This window comes from Actinoplanes oblitus, assembly GCF_030252345.1.
In the GTDB taxonomy this organism is placed as follows: Bacteria; Actinomycetota; Actinomycetes; order Mycobacteriales; family Micromonosporaceae; genus Actinoplanes; species Actinoplanes oblitus.
This window is the reverse complement of the sequence record NZ_CP126980.1, coordinates 4,023,479-4,043,451: the sequence shown is the minus strand read 5'-3', so window position 1 is coordinate 4,043,451 and position 19,973 is coordinate 4,023,479. Positions and strand designations below refer to the sequence as shown.

Below are 19,973 nucleotides of genomic sequence, written 5' to 3'. Positions count from 1 at the left end.
GATCATGAGCTCCTGTCGCCAGTAGTGCAGGCGGTCATCACGACCTGCGCGAAGTCACGCACCGAGCGCATCGCACGGGCCGAGTCCACGTCAGCGGGGACCTCGACACCGAATTCCTGCTCGACCCGGGTGAGAATCTCGACGATGCGCAAGGAGTCGATCGGCAGCTCCCAGCCGCCCTCCTCCAGCGCGTCGCGCACGTCCGCCGCCTGCTCGCCGCGTTCCTCGGCGAGCAGGCGCACGATCACGCCGACGATCTCGTCAACCGTGGGGCCGGTAACGCTCCGCATGTACTCACCTCGCGCACTGTCGGAAAATCCGTCGTCCTGCTGGACTGTACTCCGTCCGATGTGGGATGTTCAAACAGGAACATCGAACATGTCGGAAGATCCAACAACCGTCGGGGGATCACCATGGAGATGACCGCCTACCAACACACCGCCGCCAAAACCATCCAGCCCCTGCCCAACGGCGGCGACCCCGTCATCGTCGCCCTCCTCGGCCTCGCCGGCGAATCCGGAGCCGCACTCACCGCCTACAAAAAACACCTGCGCGACGGACCCGCCCACCCCGAATTCCGCGCCCACATGCGCGAAGAACTCGGCGACATCCTCTGGTACCTGTCCACCGTCGCCCACCACCTCGACCTCGACCTCGCCGAACTCGCCACCGCCAACCTCAGCAAGATCACCGACCGGTGGCGACCCACCCCCGCCGACGCAATCCCCTTCGACGCCGACCTACCCGAACACGAACAACTCCCCCGGCACGCCGACTTCACCTTCACCCTCACCCGCAACCCCACCGGCCACGACGTCTCCGTCCTCACCCAGGACGGCCACCAAGTCGGCGACCCCATCACCGACGCCTCCCACGTCACCGACGGCTACAACTTCCACGACGTCTTCCACCTCTCCTATGCCGCCGTCCTCGGCTGGTCACCCGTCATGCGCGCCCTACTCAAACGCAAACGCCGCAGCAACCCGCAAACCGACCTCGCCGAAGACGGTGGCCGCGCCATCGCCATCGAGGAAGGCATCTCTGCCCTGGTGTTCTCCTATGCCAGCCGGCACCAGTACCTCGACGGCAAGAACCACATCGACAACGACGTCCTGGACACCATCCAGGGCATGGTCGCCCACCTCGAGGTGTCTGCCCACCGCACGGCCGACTGGGAGAAAGCGATCCTCACCGGCTTCGCCGCCTGGCGAACCCTGCGACGCCTCGGCGGCGGCACCGTCCGCCTCGACCTCGACGCACAAACCCTCACCGCGCTCGACGCCGGCTCGACCCCCGTCGCCGAGGCCCCGGACGCCGCTGGCTCAAGCATCACGAAACCTAACCCGGGAAACCGGAAAGTTTGTCGGTGAAAACCCGCGTACCGCAGTCGGGACAGAAGTTGCGTTCGAGCGTGTTGCCTGCCGCGGCGACATACGGATACGAGCGCGGGTTGCCGCTGAGCAGTTTGAAGTCATCGGCGGCGACACTGAAGTAGGTCCCATGACAGCGCCGGACGACCGCTGGCAGTCCTTGCAGTAGCAGTTCGCTACAAACTCCGGGGCTCGCTGAACTCATAGGTGCTGGCACCAAACTCGCAACGGCCGGTGAACTTCTCTGGCATTTCTCTTTCCTCCAGCAAGCCGTATTCTCTAATCTGGCATCAAACGTGCCTTCCGAAAACCTACGGCCAGGACTGAATCTGGACTGAATTTCCACCGACCTCCCGATGACAGGCCATCCGAGTAAATTCGGCCACCTATCGAAGATAGAGATGAATGACACTATAGGCTGTAGTAAGACTATCCCGCAGAACACTTCGCAGACCGTTTACGGCAGCAGTGTGCTGCAGCAGCATCCGAGCCCGTGCCGGTCGGCATTGCGGCACGGTTCCCTGCGTCCGCAGTCTTTTACCTCTGGCCCGCGACCAGGCCCCGACGCCAGCAGCATTACCGTCAGTAGACAGACAGACCAGGCTGGGCCGTAGCGTCACAGCAAAGCCGGCCGCCGTCGGCACCCGGCAGTGCTGTCGCAACACCCCGAGAAAGGATGTGGCTCAGATCCGGTACCGGTCGCCCTCCACGAAGCCGTCGACCTGGCTGGCCGAAGCAACCAGGCAAAAGCGCCCCTACCGCCGGGTATCAGCCAGCAGCCGACTCGAGGCCGTGCTGCAATCGCCGCTGCTGGCCACCGCCGTCGGCCTACTCGTCGTGGCCCTCGCGCTGATCCTGCGCGTCACCAGCCCCGTCATCATGCCGGCCTTGGCGCCCGACGACCCTGGTGATGCCCTCAGCCTGGCCTGGCAGGTGCAAACCTCCATCGCAGGCCTCGCGTCGGCAGGGCTAGCGCTCATCATCCAGCTGGCGGGCACCCCACCGATCGCCATCCGCAGCAGCCGCGAGGTGCTCTACAACCGGGCCCTGTTCAAAGGCCTGCTGCTGTACGTAGGAATCACCAACCTCGCCCTGGGCGTCGTCGCGACCTGGATCGGCGGATCCGCCGGTGTCGCACTCTGCTTCGTGTTCTGCCTTGCCGGCACCCTCGCCTTCGTCGGTTTGTCCTACACCCGGGTCGCCGCCTATTTCCTCGACGACGACAACGCACGCAGCGCCGCGCTGCACGTGCTACGCGACAAGATCGCCGGACGACTGCACGAGCTGCAGGTACTGGCCGAAGCCAACGCCGATCTCGGCGACATGTTCGGCCCGGACTCGCCGATCAGCCGATACGACCACATCCCTGACCGCGCATCAACAGCATCCCTGGTCGTCGCCGCCGAAGACCAATTCTTGGACGACCTCGACCCCGCCGCCATCAAGAAGATCGGCGCGCAGGTTCTCGGCCGCCTGCGAGCCAGCCGTTTCGCGGTCTCCGTCGCACCATCACAAGATCTTGAACCGGAGGCCGCCACAGCCGCGGGCATCACGCCGTTCATCCGCATCCAGCACGACATCGGCCAGCGCGTCATCGCCGGTGATCCGGTGTTCACCCTCGTCACCGCCACCCCGATTAACGAGTCGCAGCGCCGTGCGCTCACCAGCGCATTCACCAAGGCAGTCAGACTGCGGCCCGCTGTCATCAGCAGCATCGCCGAGGACGAGGCGATCACCGGCGAATTGGTCACGCTCAAAGACAGCGTGCTGGCAGCGGCCGCTGCCGGAGCTACCGGCGCCCTCAGCAAAGGCCTCAACGCCTACGAAGAACTGTTCACGGCACTGCTCAGCGTTGCCGGCGACCGCGACAGCCAACACCTCGGCTACCGTCACCGACCGTATGGCCCGCAGTGGCAATGGATGAACGCCAACATCCGAGAAATCACCGAGGCCGCCATCCGTTCGCTCGGCGAACGCGGCCTGACCGCCGCTGTCGATCACACCTATCGACTGTGCACCGCCGCACGCACCGCACGCGACCTCGGTGCGCTGAGACAGTTCCTGCTGCTGTACCCCGCTCACCTACGGCTGGCGATCACCGGCCCAGCACCACTGCCGATCGGCTACCTCGCGCTCAAACTGCAGACCCTGACCGGCCTGTCGTTTCGGGAGATCAGCGCAGACGACACGCAGCTGCGCGATGCGCTGCGCGCGCTGACCGCCGAGACGTTCGCTGAGTCGTTCAAGGTCTGCGTCGACAGTCGCAACCCGTCCGCGCTGCGCAGCCTGCTGCCGTACTTCGAGGCGCAGCAGACGTTCGCCACCGGCAACCCCGAGCGCCGGTCAGAGTCAGGCCGCAAAGCATCTGTGCTGCTCGCTGCGCTGGCCTGGACGTTGTTCTGCATCACTAACCACGCACCAGCTGACGACCTCGCCCCCATCGTTGAGGCACTCGCTGGCGTCGTGCCCAGCCATTTGCTGTGGCAGGCGTATGTCGAGGCCACCGATGACGGCCCCGGCCGACCGTGGCAGGACTGGGAGATCGCCACAAAAGCACCGTTCACATTCCATTTCATGTCATTTGACAGCTATCTCGCCGTTGCTACCCTGATCATGGGACGTCAAGGCATCGTCGTGCCGCCAAAGCCGACAGCTACCGACGCGGACCGGGCGAGCAGGCTCATCGAAGCTCGCGAGTTCGCACAGCAGTGTCTGAGCCTCGCGCCGGGCATCACACCCGCGGACCTGAACACCGTCGTAGCACAGCTCAACGACCTAGTCACCGAAGCGAAAACGGCACAAACCGAGCGACTGCGGGAGCAACCGCTGCAAACCGGCAACATTCAACTACTCGTCGACGCGGTGCCTCGCGTCCTGGCCAGCAGCAGCCACCGTCTTACGGAGCTGCTCAAGCACCGCAACGGTGAAACCGCCGGCGATCCCCGCACACTGGCCATCAGCGCTCTGGTCGCCCGGGAATACTTCGTCACCTCACCCCGCTGGCACGCCGACCCGGCCGAGTTGGGCGCCGATGTCGCCCATGGGCTTATCACCGCAGAGAACCGGTTCGTCATCGACAGCCTCCTGGCCGAGCAACAGCCATCTCCGGCCACCGACGACGACATCCGCGCCGCCCGGAAAGCGTTCACCGACCGCACCGGCCGCGACCCGTTCGTCATCGTCCTGAACTCCTGGCGGACAGCACAGGCCCTCGGCGTGCAAGACGTGGGCACGGCATCGCCTACCGGCCCGGGGTTGTCCCTCAGCGCCGCCGACCTCGGATCGCAACCGCCTCCACCGACCTGCATCCTCTGCGACCCGGACCAGCTGCCTGCCCTCGTACGCAACCCGCAACAGCTCGACGACGAACCTGGCTGGCATAACCTGCCCGAAGCGGGCGTCGCAGTCGCCGTCCGCGACTACACGCAGGCCACCGCCAACCCGGTCGCGCACCTGATGGCCGCAGTGTCGGTGGGATGGTCCGGGTCAGTACCTGACGCTGCCGTAGAGGTGTACCAGCTCCCTGCCGCCGGCTGACAGCCGGCCACTGCATTGACCGGTTCGCCTATCGGCAGCGTAACGACATGCTGCCCCAAGCCGGCCGGACCGATGCCACCTAGGCGCAGATACCGCACGGTCCAGCGACGGCCGCGCCGGACAATCCCGCCGTCAGGGCCGCACCCCGGCGATACCGACAGGGGCGGCCGGTATCAGGTAGCGGCGAGCCGGGAAGGGTTGAACATCGCCGACTGCTCGTACGGCTGGCCCCCAGCAACCCCGGCAATGACGGGCAAAACGTCGTTGATTCCCCATTTCGGCGGGAAGTAGAGACCGATCGGTGCCGGGTTGCGGGTGAAACGCGCTTTGATCCGGCTGCGGGCGCTGGCCAGCTCGGGGACCGCTTCCCGGCAATATTTGTCAGTTTCGCAGAATAGTCCTTGGCAGTCGATGGCGTGCAGCGGCCGCCCGTACAGGCCGTTGAACGGCAGCCCTAGACGGTCCATCTCCTCGTTCTGCCGCTCCAGCATCCACATGATCACATCGGTTGGACTGTAGTCACCCAAATCCTCGAAGCACTTACGGATGCCACGTAACGCTCCCGGGCCGGCCTGGGTGAAGTCGTTCTCGCTGAAGTTGACCAGCGCCGAGTAGTTCAGGTCGACGGCGGTCTGGTACGACATGAAGTCGCCCATGAGCGGGTAGCCGTGCAGCAGCGTGTACACCCGCCGCAGACTTGCAGCGTCCAGGATCCGGTCGGCGAGGTCGTCGGACAGGAACATGTGCCGCCACAACTCGACATGGTTGAGGTGTTTGCGGCCTTGGCCGTAGGCGTCGGTGGCGCAGAGGATAAACGCGCCGGTGTACAGGCCCCGGTTGACGGTGTGGGCGTGTTGCAGCGCCGCGGTGAACCTACCGTCGGCCAAATCATCAAGGGTGGGATAGCGGCCCAGGTATTGCCGGACAGCTCGCCACGTGTCGATCTTGCTGAAGGTACGGAACGCGACGATCTGAAAGATGCGGTCTTGCGGGGTGCAGTCCTCGTCGTGGTAACAGACATCACGGATCATGTATTGGCTGACCCGGTCTGCGGCCCGGTAGACGTTGCAGAACTTGTACGCGCCCAGGATCGGGTCAGTGGTCCACGGGGCGGCCTGGCCGGCGACGCGCTGTTCGAACATGGCCTGACGCTGGCTGGCGTAGTACCAGTACAGCTCGTAGACACCTGCTCGGGGCGTGGGCGGTCGCCGGGTCATCACGCCAACCTAACGGTCTTGGCAAGTCCCACGGTTACCGTTGTCGGCAGAAAACGCCTGTTCCGTGCAGGTGAAAGTAGCGCGGGTCCTCCAGAAGAGGGAAGGCCGCGATCCGTTCGCCGAGGGTGTAACGGAACCGGTCGATGCCGGTGAAGTGCTCGAACAGGATCGCCCCGCCGACCTGGGTGCGTTCCTGAGCCCTCTCGATCGCGGCGCGTGCCGCCGCGTAGTTGTCGGTGTCGACGAAGGCGCAGACGAGGTCTTCACCGGCGAGCCGGCCGGCGGTGACGGCGATGTCGCCGGCGACGATCTCGATGTTGCGGCCGTCGAGATAGCCGCGGACCGCCTGCAGATCGGTGAACACGCAGTCCGGGTGATCGTACAAGAGGGTTTTGAACGGTCGCGTGATACCCATCCGCCCGTCTGATGCATTTCCCGAGAGTTTGCGTCTGCGGTCGCCGGTCCCGGCAGATGACCGCCGGCTTCGTATGCTCCTGCAGCCAAACCGTCACCGGTTCGGCATCCCGCCCGACCAGCACGTCCACGGCCTTGCGGGTCTCGCAGTCGATCAGCACGGTGCCGTAGTGGTGGCCACGTTTGATCGCGAAATCGTCCACGCCGAGCACCGTGATGTCACCGACGGGCGGGTCGGGCAACGCGGGGCCCAGCCGGAGCAGACGATCGCGGCCGGTCGGCATGCCCAGCGTTCAGGCCAGCCGGGCCCCACTCGGCCAGCCAACGCGAGTCCGATCGCCGCGAGCATCCATCGAAGCCCCGTCACTCATGCGTGACGAGCGGCGAGTCAGCCCGTCGACCTGTTCGGCGAAGGTTTTGCTCCGGCACCCTGGGCTGTCGCAGAAGAACCGTCGGACCATTAGCAAGATCCGTATCAGCCGCCCCGCCACCGGCGCATCGACCAACGTTCGCCGATACCGCGAATGGATTTGCGACGACGTCGAGCAGGCACGACACACTCCGTCGTCTCGACGGACGGCGGCTACGACGACCAGTTCGGTGTCAGCGTGTACTTCTTCAATCTCGATGCCGACCAGATGAGGAGGAAGCTGCTCGACGGCATCACACAGCCGGACAACGACTCATCCCCCCAAGATCAATCATACAGTTCGCGCCAGAACCCGAAACTCGCGCACAAAACCAAGCCGTTGACATCGCAGCCGACCTGGGGCTCACCTTGGGCACGGCGGCCGGTGGATCCGGGCCGTGGGAATTACCGGTCTCCAAGGGCTGCTGTCCAAGCACCCGTTCACCACTGGCGCGTACATCGAGTCGACGGAGGCGGTGACCGCCGAGCTGCGTGACCGACCCGGAACCATCTCCCGCCAGCTGCTGCGGCGGCTCGTACGAGGCTTGGGTCGGCCGCCGCAGCACCACTACGACGGCCCTCTCCTCGATCCCGAGTCGAGTAGCGTGCCGGCCATCTAGCTCCTGGCCCCGCGTTTTTCCAACGCGTGGGCTCGGCGCCGCGGGCCGAGCGTGGTGGACCGGGTGATCGGCATACCGCCGGGGGCCGATAGGAGTCCGGGCCTGCTCACCCTGGCCGTCGCCACCGACGGCGGATGACCGCCGCGCCCCGACCGGTGTCTCGGTCGGCGCGCCGCCGATGATCGCCGCCAGCTCGGCTGCCGGGTCCTCGGCAGCGAGCAGCCGCGCGCCGGCCGCCGTCTGCAGCAGCCGGGTCACATACGACGGCCACCACCGGGGTTTCCCGCCGGGCGTCGGCACCTTCGTGGCGTTCAGCGACTCGCAGATACCGCGGACGGTCCACTGCGCCCGGCGCATCTGCACGACGAGCAGCAGCGTGTCATCGGGGCACACGCGCGGCCGGCTCACCGGCGGCCGCCCAGCCACGCCCGGACCACCGTGAGCAGGTGGTGGAAGACGCCGAGCAGATCCCGGAAGCCCTGGCGGGCGTTGTCGCCGATCGGCCCGGACACCAGCGTGAACGGCAGCAGCAGGAGCAGACAGACACCGAACAAGGCGACTACGCCGGCGCCCGCCCAGACCAGCGGCGTGAAATCCGGAACGTCAGGAAGAAGATCAACAAGCGAGGAAAGGTTCTCTTCGGACAAGGGAGTCTCCCAGGAAGGGCGGGAGGCCACGTCTTATCCGTGTGCCGTCCCGCAGGCCGGTGGTTAGAACTCGGCCTGCGGTGCTGGGACCACGTACCTGGCGGGACGTGGTATGGACGATGGTGCTCTGCGGCCTGATCTCCGTGACCTGCAGCCGGATGGTGAACGCGACGCGCAGCAGCGCTTCAGACAACGCATCGACGAGATTCTCCGCCAGGGTGACGGCCTCGGCCGGGATCTGACGCGTCTGCTTCAACGCGCGGATCTTCTCGACCAGGACGCGCACCAGCTGCAGCCGAGCCCGGCTGCGCTTGACCTGCCGGGCCGTCGGCCTACGCTTCCCCCGCACAAGGAGTGCCTGGATCCTCGGCGGCACGGTATGCCAAAGGGACTTGCCCGTCCCCGCGGAGAGGTATCCCTGCTGCATCACGGCCAGCGCCGACTGCGCCGCCGGCCGGACCGCCGCCTGCAGCGCCGGGCTCGACCTGATCGACTGCACGAGCTGACGGGCTACCGCAGCGTTCTCGATCACCTGCTGCGCCGCGGAGCGGACAGCAGCGCTCGACGCGGCACTCGCCCATGACCCCTGGAGCGCGGCAGATGCTCGGAGAACCGCCATGGTCGAGGCAGGCCGCACGGAGTCCCTCGCGGCGGCCACGACGGTCGCCGCAACGCCGTGGTTGAGGACCTTCTCGATCTCTCCGAGCTTCAGCATGCTTACAGGCTAGAGGCCCACTGCGCTGTTCCCGTAACTCCACTTCAGAGACGGCGCTGTCGGTCGCGGACCCGGACCTACCAGGGCGACGCCCAGCTGGTCGGTGGCGATTGGTTCCCATTCCTGGGCCTCGACGCTGGCGGCGGCAGTCAGGCCGGACTGAGGGCGGGGCTCGGCTCCCAGCGGCCGCCGGCGGTGACGGCCCAGACGATCCAGTTGCGCCCATACTGCTGCACCGCCAGCTCGACCTGGTCTCCCGAAGTAAGGATCAGTCGGCCGTCTTCGACGTCCCCGTCTTTGATCTCTGCCTCAAACCGGCCACCGCAGGGCAGCGCGAAGTCGGCGGTGATGGCCTGGTAGTCACCGCGCTCGGCGAGCCTGGATGACAGGTGAGCGACCGTGGCGGGCAGGGTGAAACAGTCCGGATCGCAGGCGGTGCACCGGCAGCAGGGGCCGTGCCGGTCTGGTCGCACCCAGTGCTGCATCTGGGCTGCGACTAGGGAGAACGGGACGTCCAGGAAGTACTCCCGGCCGCCCTCGGCATGGCGTCCCATCGAGTCCAGCAGGCGCAGCAAGGCGCGCTCCTGGTTCTGCAAGTGTGTCAGTGGCGGCGAGACCCAGGTGTGGGTGACCGTCACGCCGATGCGGGCGGCGTGCGAGCGGTGCACACGCAGCCGGGTCGGCGGGTCGGTGGTGCGGCCGCCTTTTACGACGCCGGTGTCGAAGCGCACCAGGTAGAGGTGTCCGGTATCGACGCCAGCCGTCATGATCGGCAACTTATCGCCGTTAGCCGAAGCCTTGCCGGTGGGGACACCTCACATATAAAAGCACCGCATCCGGCCGTGCCCACCGTGGCGATCACGACCTCCGGGCGCGACGACCCGGCGCGGTCTCCCACAGCGGCGGCCGGGAGTCCCGGCTGCGCCAGCGGGCGACCAGGGAGCCGACTGGGGGATCCGGACCAGCTGGCCGCGCCAACCCGCGATCGGCCGAAGGCCGACCGGTGGCTGCAGGGTGCCGTCGGCCCACTTCTGCCAGATGTAACCGCCGGCGTCCCGGAAGCTAGCATCGACCTGGAGCCGGTCGGACTGGCTGACGAGTACGGGTCGGCGCTGGCCGGCACCACCGCGTCCAGCACGGGCTTCTCGCCGGGATTCAGGCGGTGGGTGAACGCGATCGCCGGTTCCTGGAGGAAGCGGCTGCCGGCGTGCAGGACAACCTCGTAGAGCGGCTGCGACCCGGTGTTGTGCGCCTCCGCCGTGGCCCGGACGTGCCCGGCGGGTGACCCGCGTCGGAAATCCGGTGCGGGCTGACTGCCAGCTGGCGGGCGTGACTCTCCAGCGCGGCCCGGACGTCACGCTCGCGCCGCCGCCGGCCGAGGTTCGCCCGGTACGTCAGGTACGCCAGCACGAGCATCAGGAACGCGACCACCACGCCGGCCACCGCCGGCACGGTGCCGAAATCCAAATCGGACAGCTCCATCAGGCGCTCTCCTGCCCTGCGGCGGCGACGCTCTGGATAGTGATGGTGCGCCCGGCCGGCACGATCACCGTGATTTTCTGGTCCTCGCCCAAATCATCACCACGTCGCCGAGCACGGCCCGGCGGCCGGCCGGTGACTGCTCCACCGGGACGCCCCCGCCGGCGACCACCGCGGTGTCGACGTACTTCACCGGCCGGGCGTCGCCCTGCCGGCCCCACGGGGTGGCAGGGGTGGGCTCGCGGGGCCCGCCGCCCTGGCCCGGCCTTCACGTCGACCAGCATGCCACCAGCGATCAGGTCGGCGGCGGCGTTGAGGTCAGCGCTGCCGTCGAGCGTCACTCCGGTGATCACCAGGCCAGCCGGCAAGCTTAATGGCCTACCGCTGACGCTCAGTACCCGACGAGGCGACCGACGCATCATCGGCGCCGCCCAGATCAGCGCACTCGTCGACCTCTTCAAGAAGCGCGTCCGGCCCCGACGCCGAGGCAACCAGGCGTCCACCCGGCAAACGCCGGTCCAACCCCCACAACATCGCCCCGAACAGAATGGCGATCAGCACTACAAACGCCATATTGCGGACCGCAGCGCCGTAACCAATCTCGGTCACGCTGGCAAAAGGGTACGGATACCAATCAGTCACTGCACCATGGGCAAACGTGTAAGCAATCCATAGAAGCGGCCACACCACCGCCCATCCCAACGTACGGCCGTCCATCCGCGCACGAGGCCCGAACAACAGCCAGCCCAACAGCGCCCACCATGGCGCCACATAGTGGAACCCCAGGTTAGACCACCAGCCGGCACCAGTCGGGTTCGCCTGCCCGGCCAGCACCGTCGCGTACACCAGGCCGGTGATGATGATGCCCAGCACCGCGTCCAAACGGACCACCCGCCACAGCCGGCCATCCCGCTCCGGATTCATCGCCAACGTGACCGCCACGATCAGCAGCAGAATGTTGCTCTGAATTGTGAAGAAGCTGAACAGGCGCACGAACCGCGTCACCACCGGTTCCACCACACCATCCGGGCCGGCCGAACCCAGCGCCGTCAGCACGATCTGGGTCACCAGCGAGCCCACCACAACGGTGGCAAGAAGCCCATGCCAAAGGCGGGCGTAGACACGAGATCCGTTCACCCCGGTAGTAAAGCTTGATCTTGAAAAACACGCCACAGCCGTCCACCGAACCAGCCGAACGCCTCAATCCGCCTGCCAGATCGGAACCGGCACAACCTTCTCCGGCCCGAAAGGCCCCGGATGAACCACGATCCGCTTGAACACCGCCGCCAACGCCTCCCGCTTGTCATGCGGCGTGAACCGATCCCACTCATCCAGCAACGCACCAAACTGACGAACATAGGTGATACCACTCGCCGCCACCCGTTCCTCAGCAAGCCGCCTACCCGCCTGCGCCGCGGCCAGAGCATCAGCAATCTCGACCCGCTGACGCAGATAATCCTCACGCTCGATCATCTCGTCCGTCCACGAATCGGACAGCCGAGCCCGCTTCCGCAGCAACCGACCGATCTCAACATCCAGCGCCTCAACGTCATTCTTCGCCTGACGACCAGCCTCCAGACGCCGCGCCTCCTCAGTGACCGACTCCCCCAACTGCACATGCCGCTCGATCCAATCCAGGATTAAGCCCGTCGCCCTCTTGTCGGAGACGTTGTTCGGCGCATGAGCCTTCGCCAACGCCGCACGATTACACGTCCAGCTCGTCGCACGGACCCGACCCGACTTCGTCACGCCCATCGCCCCGCCACACCCCGGATAGCCGCACGCCATCAAACCAGACAACGCATACGCACCCGTCCGCACCCGCGGTGCCAACGCAGCCTGAGCCAAACGCCGCTCCCGATACTGCTCGAACAACTCCCTCGAGATGATCGCCTCGTGCACCCCCACGCGCCACACGTCGAAGTCAGCAAGCTTGTACTTCCCACGATCCTGACTGGTGCGCTCCCGGATCAAGCCCGCAGCGAATCCGGTGTCGAGCATCCGCGCCAGCCGAGTGCCATTCCACAGAGCCCCGGTAGACGTCCGCAACCCGGCCGCGTTCCACTCCAAAGCCATCCCACGCAGCGTCGCGCCACTCACGTACGACTCGTAGGCGGCCTTCAACGTCTCCCGCAGCGACTCATCCACCCGGTAACGCTTGCCCTCGTAGACATACCCCCACCGAGGCTTGCCCGAGGCAGGCAGACCATCACGCCGGCGCTTCGCCTGTGCATCCTTCCAACTGTCCGAAATCATGTCGGACTGCAACTGCGCGATCGACAGAAGCTGGTCACGCGTGAACCGGCCGATCGTGGTGCTCGGATCGACATCCTCCGTCGCGGCGCGGACCACGCCGCCAACCTCCTCGACCGCCGCCAGGTGGATCTGCGACTCCTTGAGGTTGCGGCCCCACCGCGACCACTTCCACAGGATCACGTAACGCCAGCTGCCGTCCTTAACGCCCTCGATGACCTCTTGGACACGCCGCTTCGCGAAGTACCGGCCCGACTTGTCGATGTCCTGAATCTCCGCGACGATCCGGATGCCCTCGCGCTTGGCCAGCACATCGATCGTGTGGCGCTGGACCTCCGGCGAGATCAAATCGTCGCCGCGGTTGCCCACCTTGGAAACGCGAATGTTTTCTCAGTCACCATTTCAATTCTCAAACGGAAGGCTGAATGAACGCACGCTGGGAACGTTTGTTCGCAGCCGCCGTCAGGGCTGGATCAGGCCCGGCGGTCACTGTCCGGCGGCCGCCTGGCGGCGTGCGGTGATTGCGGCCACCGTCGACCTGAACGCTTCGATATCGCCGACGGTCTCCTCGACGTGGTCGCGTTTCTGGTACATGGTCCAGTAACGGTCGGCGACCGCGGCGGGGTCGCCCTCCCCGGCGCCCTCGGCGAGCTGAGTCGCGATGGTCACCGTGCCGACGTAGATCCCCTTGTCGGCGAGCTGCTCGTGCAGGGCCAGCGCCCAGTTACGCAGCCCGGCCATGGCGATGCCCGTGTTGCTGAGGAAGGCCACCGGGATGACCGACGATACGCCGGTCGTGAACAGCAGGCCGCCGGTGCCCCGCTGCAGCATGCCGGGCAGAACAGCCTCCACCGCGGTGATCGCGCCAAGGACGTTGAGCTCGAACTGAGCAGTGGCCGAGTCGACTGTCATCTGCACGGCCGAGCTGATCGGGGCGCCCTGTGGTCCGGGACTGTACTCCAACACGTCGATCGGGCCGAGCCGCTCGCAGACCTCGGACAGTGCCCGGGTCAGCGCGTCCCGGTCCCGGATGTCGGCCGGGAACGCGGCCGCCGTCACGCCGTCGGCCTGGAGCAGCCCGACGAGGCCGGCGAGCTTGGCCGCGTCGCGAGCCACCAGACCCACCTGGAATCCCTGCCGCCCGAAGGTGCGTGCGATGGCGAGCCCGAGTCCGGGGCCGGCGCCAATGATCGCGATCGTCTGTGTCAAGACCTGGTCCTTCCGGCAGGGCTGCTGAGTACTTACTGTTTGTTCCTGACCACATGATTGGTTACCGCATCGCGGCCGACAAGGCCGAACAAAAAGGTGCGTCAGGTACATGGAGGTAACCGTGGCGACGACGAAAACGGCGCTCGACGACGAGGCCACCTGCCGGCAGGTCCTGAAGATCTTGGCGCTGGTCGGTGACAAGTGGAGTCTGTTGGTGATCGGCCATCTCGGCCAGGGGCCGGTGCGCTTCAGCGCCCTGCAACGGGCCGTCACTGGTGTGTCCCATCGGATGCTCACTGTCACCTTGCGGCAGTTGGAGCGCGACGGCCTGGTCACCCGGACGGTGTACGCGTGCGTGCCGCCCCGGGTGGAGTATGCGTTGACCGGGCTCGGCGCGACGCTGCTGCCGTCAGTGAAGGTGCTGGCTACCTGGGCCGAGGCGAATCTCGATGTGATCACGAAGAATCAGCAGGCATTCGACGCCGACGCGCAAACCGAATGAGGGCCAGCGGTGCTGTGCCGGGGATTCAGAGCACGAACTCTGCTGCATTGATGAAGCCCGGATCGTGTAATCGACGGCCACGACCGGAGCAAGATCTGATGCGCTCTTCTCGGCTACTTGTTTCATTGCTCTAGGACCGCGGCCCGGCCAGGCTTCGGTCTAGTACTGCAACGGCACTTAGCAGAGTGGGTAACCGCGGCGTTTGTGATGACTGAGGCGGGCTTGGTGTTGGCGTCGTCGTCGCCAGCGTGACCACCACCAGATGTGTTTGGGCTGGTGACGGCGGACGAACAGTGCGGCCAGCAGGCGCCGGATCTCCGGTACCGTGTAGCCGATCATCATGTCGTCACCGCTGCTGTTTGCTCTGGCGAGGTCAGAGCCCGGGCGACGACGAGCCAGGCGTAAGCGGCCATCGATAAGGTGATGTGGGCATACCAGGCCCGCCAGTCCCGGACCTGGTACTCATCCAGGCCGGCCTGGCCTTTGGCCTGCTGGAAGCACTCCTCGACCGCCCCGCGGGTTCCGGCGATCCGGGCCAGGTCCATCAGCCGGGTCTTCCGCGGCCCGTAACAGACGTAGTACGCCAACTCGCCGGTGCTCATATTGCGCCGGGCCATCAGCCGGCGCCCGCGGCCTGGCCGCCAGAAGACCCGGATCGGGACCCGCGCCCACCAGTACTCCCGTGGCCCGTGAGCACCTCGGCCAGCGGAGATCCGCGACCAGGCCCGGCCCGGCAGAGACGCGATCAGCTCGTCGACACGGGCCCGACCCATGCTGGTGGTGACCACGTCGTCGTTGCACCGGGTCGCCACCACATGCGGCTGGTCGTGATCCTCGAGCCAGACCCGCAACGACTTCCACTGCCCGTACGCCTCGTCCATCGTCACCCACGCCGCCGGCACCCCAGCAGCGAACGCCCGCGCCAGCATCTCCCGCGCCATCTGCACCTTCGTGGCGAAGTCGACCTCGTCCGGGACCCCGGCCGCCCGACAACGATCACGGTCATCGGTCCACACCGCCGGCAGATACAGCTGCCGATCGATCAAAGCGTGTCCCCGCGTCGAACGGTAAGCCAGGAAGACCCCGATCTGGCAATTCTCGATCCGCCCGGCGGTCCCGGAATACTGCCGGGCCACGCCCGCGGACCTCACGCCCTTCTTCAGGAAGCCGGTGTCGTCGATGATCAGCACACCGCGTGGGTCACCGAGATTCTCGATCACGTAGTCCCGCACCACGTCGCGGACGCCGTCGATGTCCCAGTCGGCCCACCGCAACAGCCGCTGCATCCCGTCCGGCGACACGTCCCCCGCCTGCTCGGCGAGAGTCCACCCGTTCTTACGATCCAGGCCGGCGACCAGCCCGGACAGATACTGCCGGGCCCGCCGCCGTGGTTCCGACCGGGTGAACCGGTCAGCGAAACGGGCATGCAACCGATCCAACTCACCCGACCACTGATCAACCTCGATCGCCGTCACACACGACCCAACGAGCCGATCAGCGATACGTTCCGCCTACTGAGTGCCGTTGCAGTACTAGACGGCACCCTCGGGGATCCGGCCGTGATAGAGGTCGCCGATCATCCGGGCCCGGCGCGGCATGCGGGCGGTCACGCGCCGGCCTGTCCCGGGTCCGGATCGCGGTGGGTCTCGGTAACAGCGGCGTGGGCCTCCTTGTTGATTGCTGTATAGCTAGCTGCTACTCCTGGGCAGCCGCACGGCGGGAGCGGCACCGCTGATATCCACCAGCCCGATCTCGGCCGGCACCGCGATCTGCGTACGGCCGCGCCAGCGCACCCATAACGCGACCGCACCGGCGTCCGCCTCGGCAATGAGCTTCTGCAGCGACCAGACCTTGCCCGTCCGGTCGATCTCGATAGCAACTGGCGGAAGGCCCCCGGGGCGCTCACACACAACATCGAGGCGAGCCTGACGGGGCCCGTTTATGGTCTGCCGCACGATCCGGCCGCGAACCTCGCGTTCGGGCCGCCAGCCCTGGTCGCTAGCCCAGCCGACGACGTGCTCGGTGAGCAGCGCGGTCACCCGGGGATAGGTCAGGCCGTCGCGGGGCAGAGGGGAAAGCCTTTCCCTCAGCAATGCAGCCAGCTCCTCAGCTTCACTCCGTCGAGCCATAGATGGAGTTATATCGCCGACCGCTGACAAGTTCGACGCCCCCAATGACAGCTGCGGCAGATCCACTGACATCGAAGTGACGGCTGGGCGCTGACAACAAACTGGCAGATCTCAGAGGCGTCACCATGCCGGGACGGTGAACCAGAACCGGCTTCCGCCGCCCGGGTTTTCGTCGACACCGATGTGACCGCCATGACGTTCGATGATGCGCTTGCAGATCGCCAGGCCGAGCCCGGTGCCAGGTCGGCCGTCGCGGTTTGCGCATCGATGGAATGGATCGAAGACTCGGCTCTGATCGTCGATCGGAATCCCGATTCCCCGGTCCGCAACTTCGATCCGCACGGTTCCATCAGGTCGCGAGTGCGCGCTTACTCTGATCTGGGGAGGCTTGTCCACCGGCGTGTATTTGACGGCGTTGCCGACCAGGTTGTCCAGTACCCGCCGTAACAGATCGGCATCGCCGAAGACATCCGGCAACGTGCCGTCGATGTCGATCCCGTGATCGGCGCTCATCTCGTTGATCATGGGCTGAAGGGGTACCACGGTCATGTCGAGGGTGTGGCCAGCCGCGGCGAAGCCGAGCAGTTCCTCCGTCATCCGCGTCATCCGGTGCAGCCCTCGCTCGATAGCGGCGATCGCCTGCTCGAATTCCTCCCCTAGGAGAGTCGAGTAATCCGTCCGCAGCAGGTCTACCCGTGCGACGACGCTAGTCAGTGGGCTTTTTAGATCATGGGATGCCATCGCCATCACGGCCCGCAGCTCAGCCTCGCGCTCGGACACCGTGCCGGGCCAATCCGTGACTAGGGTCTTTCCGGGCTGTTCCATCGCTCTCCCCGCACTTCCCGCTTCAGTTCCGGTGATGAGGAGATCGTCGCCCGGCCGGCCGTGGGTCCGCGTCGGGCCGCAACGGTAAGTCTCCTGTGCCGCCGGGGCGTTGTTTGGGCTGGTGAAGATGCTGGCCCATACCGTCGCAGGAGTACCGCCACAGCTGTACAAGGTAGGCCGACCTTTACCGCTGAAGGTGGTCGCGGGGATCGCCGCCAAGGTCGACCATGGTTCACATGACCGACAAAAAAGGCATTTTGGAAGCCTGCTCTTCTGTGCTCCGCCGCGCGACCCTGACGATGGTCTGCTCTGCTGCGGCGCTTGCCGTAGTGCAGGGCCAAGCGATGGCCGGGTCGCCATCCCAGGAGCTGACCAGCGGCGGACAGGCGCGCCTGTGCAGCAGCATCTTCAAAAACTGCCATCTAGAGACAATACTTAGCGGAATTACGTCGTGGCCTCTGCTCCCCCCCGATTCACCGTTGGGGGCAGATCCGGACATGAGGCCGAACGAGACGGCGATCGACATCTCGATCCCGGGCCCGCAGGGGTTCTAGCGATGAGCAGCGCACTATCCCGTGGCATCAGGCGGATGCTGGTGGTTCCGTCGTGGTTGTCCGAATTACTGGTGCTGACCGTCGCCGGACTGGTGGATCTGATGCTTTGGTCGACCCCCACCAAGCTCCAGGGCAGCGGAGCCGCGCCGATCTGGCTTGTTCCTGCCGTCAGCGCCGTGACCCTCCCGACGTTGTTGCTCCGGCACCGGCTTCCAGTGGTAGTAATGCTGGTCCAGCTGCTGTGGGCCAGCGGCTGCGGCGTGGTGTTTCGCGAATACACGCCCATAATGGCGCTGCTCGTCGCGCTCAACGCGCTTGCGCAGAGGCGACCGCCGGATAATTCCTTGCGGGGATGGGTGGCGTGTTGCCTGCCGTTCGTCATCTACGCGCACACCGGTGGCCAAAGTACGCCAAAGCAAATCACCCTGGTGACCCTCCTCATGGTCCTCGCCGGGACGGCGTGGCTGGTGGGATACCGTGCCCGGCGGACGGAGCAGCGGATAGCCGAACGGGAGGCAGCGACCGTGGTCGCTCTGCGTGCTGAGCGCCTGCGAATCGCCCGAGAGCTGCACGACATCGTCGCCCATGCGGTGAACGTGATGGTGCTGCAAAGCGCCGGTGCCCGCGCGGTGCTCGCCAGCGACCCGTCCCGCGCCGAAGCGGCCCTCGACGTGGTACAGGACGTCGGCAGGCAATCCATGAACGAACTGCGCCGACTACTCGGTCTGCTGCGATCCGTCGACGACGACGTCTCGGTCAACGACCCGCAGCATGGCCTGGCCGATATCGATGGGCTGCTCGTCAATGCCGAGGCCACCGGGTTGATCGTGAGTAAAAAAGTTTCGGGAACGCCGCAGCTGCTCGATCCGAGTGTCGGACTCGCCGCCTACCGCCTCGTCCAGGAGGCGGTCACGAACACCATCAAACATGCCGGCTCGCGGGCAACAATCCGTGTGGGCTTGAGGTGGGAAAAAGAGCACCTCACGGTCACCGTGCAGAACGAGACGCCCGGCAACACAACACGGATCCCGGACGCACAGCCGTTGTCGACCGGCCACGGACTGCTCGGCCTGCGCGAACGTGTGCAGACCGTGGGCGGCTCCCTGCACACCGGGCCGACAGACACCGGGTTCAGGGTTCAGGCTGTCCTGCCGACGGCGCAGCAGCAAACGGCTGGCGTGACCTCCGGCTCGCCAACATTGATGGCCGAAAGGATGTACCACTGATGCCCACCACTGTTCTGCTCGCCGACGACGAGAGACTGATCCGCAGTGGGCTGGCGATGGTGCTCTCCGTACACCCCGATATCACCGTCGTGGGTGAGGCCAACGACGGAGCCGAGGCACTCCTGATGTGCCGCGAGCTGACGCCCGATGTCGTGCTCATGGACTTGAACATGCCGGTCATGGGCGGCATCGAGGCAACCCGGGAGATCACCTCGGACAACTTCACCGCTGACCCGGACTACACCGCGAAGGTGCTGATCGTGACCGGGCTCGGCGACGACGAGAACGTCTTCGCTGCGCTGAGAGCCGGTGCCTCGGGGTTCGTGCTCAAGGACGCCGCCCCCGCTGAACTCGCCTCCGCCATCGAGTGCGTGGCCAACGGCAACGGCTACCTCGCACCCGCCGTCACTCGGGGTGTCATCGCCGGCATTGCCACCCGGTCCGCCCCGACCCGGCCAGTGGCCGGCCTACTTGACCGGCTAACGCCCCGGGAACGGGAGATCCTGACGCTGATGGCCTACGGCCTGACCAACGAGGACATCGCCGCCCGCCTGCACCTGGCCATGGGCACCGTCAAGACACACGTCTGCCGGATCATCATGCGGCTGGAGGTGCACGACCGGGCCCAGGCCGTCGTCGTCGCCTACCAGAACAAACTCGTGACACCGGGTCACGAGCTGCCCCACCCCGTACCGGCTGGAAGTTCGACATCACCCGCAACGCCGCAGAGCCCGCGGACAAAATGACCACGACCGCGTGCGAACCATCATCGTTCGCCTCGACACCCTGCCGGCCGGGATGCTGAACGTCCACCGACGTCCCGGAGGCCTCTCGACCACGGAAAGCATCACGGGAGCTAGCGCCGTT

General features: G+C 66.1%; 20 protein-coding genes and 1 pseudogene. 7 read left to right on the top strand and 14 right to left on the bottom strand.

Going from position 1 to position 19,973, the window contains the following annotated elements:
* Positions 1–2 precede the first annotated feature (2 nt).
* A complete protein-coding gene (locus Actob_RS18190; RefSeq protein WP_284921418.1) occupies positions 3–290 on the bottom strand; it encodes an acyl carrier protein in 288 nt (95 codons plus the stop codon).
* 123 nt (positions 291–413) lie between these two features.
* On the opposite strand from Actob_RS18190, the gene Actob_RS18185 reads away from it, so the two are divergent.
* A complete protein-coding gene (locus tag Actob_RS18185) occupies positions 414–1,370 on the top strand; it encodes a nucleoside triphosphate pyrophosphohydrolase family protein (protein WP_284921417.1) in 957 nt (318 codons plus the stop codon).
* On the opposite strand, the pseudogene Actob_RS44045 reads toward Actob_RS18185, so the two are convergent.
* Positions 1,339–1,508 (bottom strand): annotated as a pseudogene (locus Actob_RS44045) (GFA family protein); the annotation flags it as partial. The gene Actob_RS18185 and the pseudogene Actob_RS44045 overlap by 32 nt on opposite strands.
* A gap of 540 nt (positions 1,509–2,048) precedes the next feature.
* On the opposite strand from Actob_RS44045, the gene Actob_RS18180 reads away from it, so the two are divergent.
* Positions 2,049–4,907 (top strand): hypothetical protein, encoded by a 2,859-nt coding sequence (locus Actob_RS18180; protein WP_284921416.1) that lies wholly within the window; start codon positions 2,049–2,051, stop codon positions 4,905–4,907.
* A gap of 173 nt (positions 4,908–5,080) precedes the next feature.
* Here Actob_RS18180 and Actob_RS18175 read toward each other — a convergent pair whose 3' ends face one another.
* Genes Actob_RS18175 through Actob_RS44040 form a run of 3 tightly spaced genes read right to left on the bottom strand, consistent with a single transcriptional unit; the run spans position 5,081 to position 6,822 of the window.
* Positions 5,081–6,124, bottom strand: a complete 1,044-nt coding sequence (locus Actob_RS18175; protein ID WP_284921415.1) for a nucleotide kinase domain-containing protein — start codon at positions 6,122–6,124, stop codon at positions 5,081–5,083.
* A 34-nt stretch (positions 6,125–6,158) separates the two neighbouring features.
* Positions 6,159–6,488: a hypothetical protein gene (locus Actob_RS18170; RefSeq protein WP_284921414.1), complete on the bottom strand. Its 330-nt coding sequence runs from the start codon at positions 6,486–6,488 to the stop codon at positions 6,159–6,161.
* The gene (locus tag Actob_RS44040) at positions 6,388–6,822 is read right to left on the bottom strand and encodes a transposase (RefSeq protein WP_407653668.1); all 435 of its coding nucleotides are present in this window, start codon (positions 6,820–6,822) and stop codon (positions 6,388–6,390) included. The genes Actob_RS18170 and Actob_RS44040 overlap by 101 nt, the downstream gene beginning before the upstream one ends.
* A 523-nt stretch (positions 6,823–7,345) precedes the next feature.
* Between Actob_RS44040 and Actob_RS18165 the strand changes: the two genes are divergently transcribed.
* Positions 7,346–7,567 carry a hypothetical protein gene (locus Actob_RS18165; RefSeq protein WP_284921413.1) on the top strand — a complete coding sequence of 74 codons (222 nt, stop codon included), beginning with the start codon at positions 7,346–7,348 and terminating at the stop codon, positions 7,565–7,567.
* A gap of 404 nt (positions 7,568–7,971) precedes the next feature.
* On the opposite strand, the gene Actob_RS18160 is transcribed toward Actob_RS18165, so the two are convergent.
* The 6 genes from Actob_RS18160 to Actob_RS18135 all read right to left on the bottom strand — a co-directional run bounded on the left by Actob_RS18160 (position 7,972) and on the right by Actob_RS18135 (position 13,870).
* The gene (locus Actob_RS18160) at positions 7,972–8,121 is read right to left on the bottom strand and encodes a hypothetical protein (protein ID WP_284921412.1); all 150 of its coding nucleotides are present in this window, start codon (positions 8,119–8,121) and stop codon (positions 7,972–7,974) included.
* A gap of 61 nt (positions 8,122–8,182) precedes the next feature.
* The gene (locus Actob_RS18155; protein WP_284921411.1) at positions 8,183–8,929 is read right to left on the bottom strand and encodes a hypothetical protein; all 747 of its coding nucleotides are present in this window, start codon (positions 8,927–8,929) and stop codon (positions 8,183–8,185) included.
* Between the two features lie 149 nt (positions 8,930–9,078).
* The gene (locus Actob_RS18150) at positions 9,079–9,696 is read right to left on the bottom strand and encodes a GIY-YIG nuclease family protein (protein ID WP_284921410.1); all 618 of its coding nucleotides are present in this window, start codon (positions 9,694–9,696) and stop codon (positions 9,079–9,081) included.
* Positions 9,697–10,786: 1,090 nt separating this feature from the next.
* A complete protein-coding gene (locus Actob_RS18145) occupies positions 10,787–11,476 on the bottom strand; it encodes a Pr6Pr family membrane protein (RefSeq protein ID WP_284921409.1) in 690 nt (229 codons plus the stop codon).
* A gap of 132 nt (positions 11,477–11,608) precedes the next feature.
* Complete coding sequence (locus tag Actob_RS18140; protein WP_284921408.1) at positions 11,609–13,030, bottom strand: recombinase family protein; 1,422 nt, start codon at positions 13,028–13,030, stop codon at positions 11,609–11,611.
* 117 nt (positions 13,031–13,147) lie between these two features.
* A complete protein-coding gene (locus Actob_RS18135) occupies positions 13,148–13,870 on the bottom strand; it encodes an SDR family NAD(P)-dependent oxidoreductase (protein ID WP_284921407.1) in 723 nt (240 codons plus the stop codon).
* A 109-nt stretch (positions 13,871–13,979) separates the two neighbouring features.
* On the opposite strand from Actob_RS18135, the gene Actob_RS18130 reads away from it, so the two are divergent.
* Positions 13,980–14,372, top strand: coding sequence for a winged helix-turn-helix transcriptional regulator (locus Actob_RS18130; RefSeq protein WP_284921406.1), 393 nt, complete (start codon positions 13,980–13,982; stop codon positions 14,370–14,372).
* A 338-nt stretch (positions 14,373–14,710) separates the two neighbouring features.
* On the opposite strand, the gene Actob_RS18125 is transcribed toward Actob_RS18130, so the two are convergent.
* The 3 genes from Actob_RS18125 to Actob_RS18115 form a co-directional block, all read right to left on the bottom strand.
* Positions 14,711–15,838, bottom strand: a complete 1,128-nt coding sequence (locus Actob_RS18125) for an IS701 family transposase (RefSeq protein WP_284922337.1) — start codon at positions 15,836–15,838, stop codon at positions 14,711–14,713.
* Between the two features lie 222 nt (positions 15,839–16,060).
* Positions 16,061–16,411 (bottom strand): hypothetical protein, encoded by a 351-nt coding sequence (locus tag Actob_RS18120; RefSeq protein WP_284921405.1) that lies wholly within the window; start codon positions 16,409–16,411, stop codon positions 16,061–16,063.
* 210 nt (positions 16,412–16,621) lie between these two features.
* The gene (locus Actob_RS18115) at positions 16,622–17,326 is read right to left on the bottom strand and encodes a sensor histidine kinase (RefSeq protein WP_284921404.1); all 705 of its coding nucleotides are present in this window, start codon (positions 17,324–17,326) and stop codon (positions 16,622–16,624) included.
* Between the two features lie 236 nt (positions 17,327–17,562).
* On the opposite strand from Actob_RS18115, the gene Actob_RS18110 reads away from it, so the two are divergent.
* From Actob_RS18110 to Actob_RS18100, 3 genes are read left to right on the top strand one after another with little or no spacing between them, the layout of a single operon-like run.
* A complete protein-coding gene (locus Actob_RS18110; RefSeq protein WP_284921403.1) occupies positions 17,563–17,880 on the top strand; it encodes a hypothetical protein in 318 nt (105 codons plus the stop codon).
* A 2-nt stretch (positions 17,881–17,882) separates the two neighbouring features.
* On the top strand, positions 17,883–19,106 hold the full coding sequence (locus tag Actob_RS18105) for a sensor histidine kinase (protein ID WP_284921402.1): 1,224 nt from the start codon (positions 17,883–17,885) through the stop codon (positions 19,104–19,106).
* The gene (locus tag Actob_RS18100) at positions 19,106–19,852 is read left to right on the top strand and encodes a response regulator (protein WP_284921401.1); all 747 of its coding nucleotides are present in this window, start codon (positions 19,106–19,108) and stop codon (positions 19,850–19,852) included. Before Actob_RS18105 ends, Actob_RS18100 begins: the two co-directional genes overlap by 1 nt.
* Positions 19,853–19,973 lie beyond the last annotated feature (121 nt).

What these genes read in the sequence shown, in the direction of transcription:
- Actob_RS18150 (WP_284921410.1), bottom strand. Translation starts at nt 9,696, where the DNA reads ATGACGGCTGGCGTCGATACCGGACACCTCTACCTGGTGCGCTTCGAC.
- Actob_RS18190 (WP_284921418.1), bottom strand. Translation starts at nt 290, where the DNA reads ATGCGGAGCGTTACCGGCCCCACGGTTGACGAGATCGTCGGCGTGATC.
- Actob_RS18100 (WP_284921401.1), top strand. Translation starts at nt 19,106, where the DNA reads ATGCCCACCACTGTTCTGCTCGCCGACGACGAGAGACTGATCCGCAGT.
- Actob_RS18130 (WP_284921406.1), top strand. Translation starts at nt 13,980, where the DNA reads ATGGAGGTAACCGTGGCGACGACGAAAACGGCGCTCGACGACGAGGCC.
- Actob_RS18155 (WP_284921411.1), bottom strand. Translation starts at nt 8,929, where the DNA reads ATGCTGAAGCTCGGAGAGATCGAGAAGGTCCTCAACCACGGCGTTGCG.
- Actob_RS44040 (WP_407653668.1), bottom strand. Translation starts at nt 6,822, where the DNA reads ATGCCGACCGGCCGCGATCGTCTGCTCCGGCTGGGCCCCGCGTTGCCC.
- Actob_RS18110 (WP_284921403.1), top strand. Translation starts at nt 17,563, where the DNA reads ATGACCGACAAAAAAGGCATTTTGGAAGCCTGCTCTTCTGTGCTCCGC.
- Actob_RS18175 (WP_284921415.1), bottom strand. Translation starts at nt 6,124, where the DNA reads ATGACCCGGCGACCGCCCACGCCCCGAGCAGGTGTCTACGAGCTGTAC.
- Actob_RS18105 (WP_284921402.1), top strand. Translation starts at nt 17,883, where the DNA reads ATGAGCAGCGCACTATCCCGTGGCATCAGGCGGATGCTGGTGGTTCCG.
- Actob_RS18115 (WP_284921404.1), bottom strand. Translation starts at nt 17,326, where the DNA reads ATGGAACAGCCCGGAAAGACCCTAGTCACGGATTGGCCCGGCACGGTG.
- Actob_RS18185 (WP_284921417.1), top strand. Translation starts at nt 414, where the DNA reads ATGGAGATGACCGCCTACCAACACACCGCCGCCAAAACCATCCAGCCC.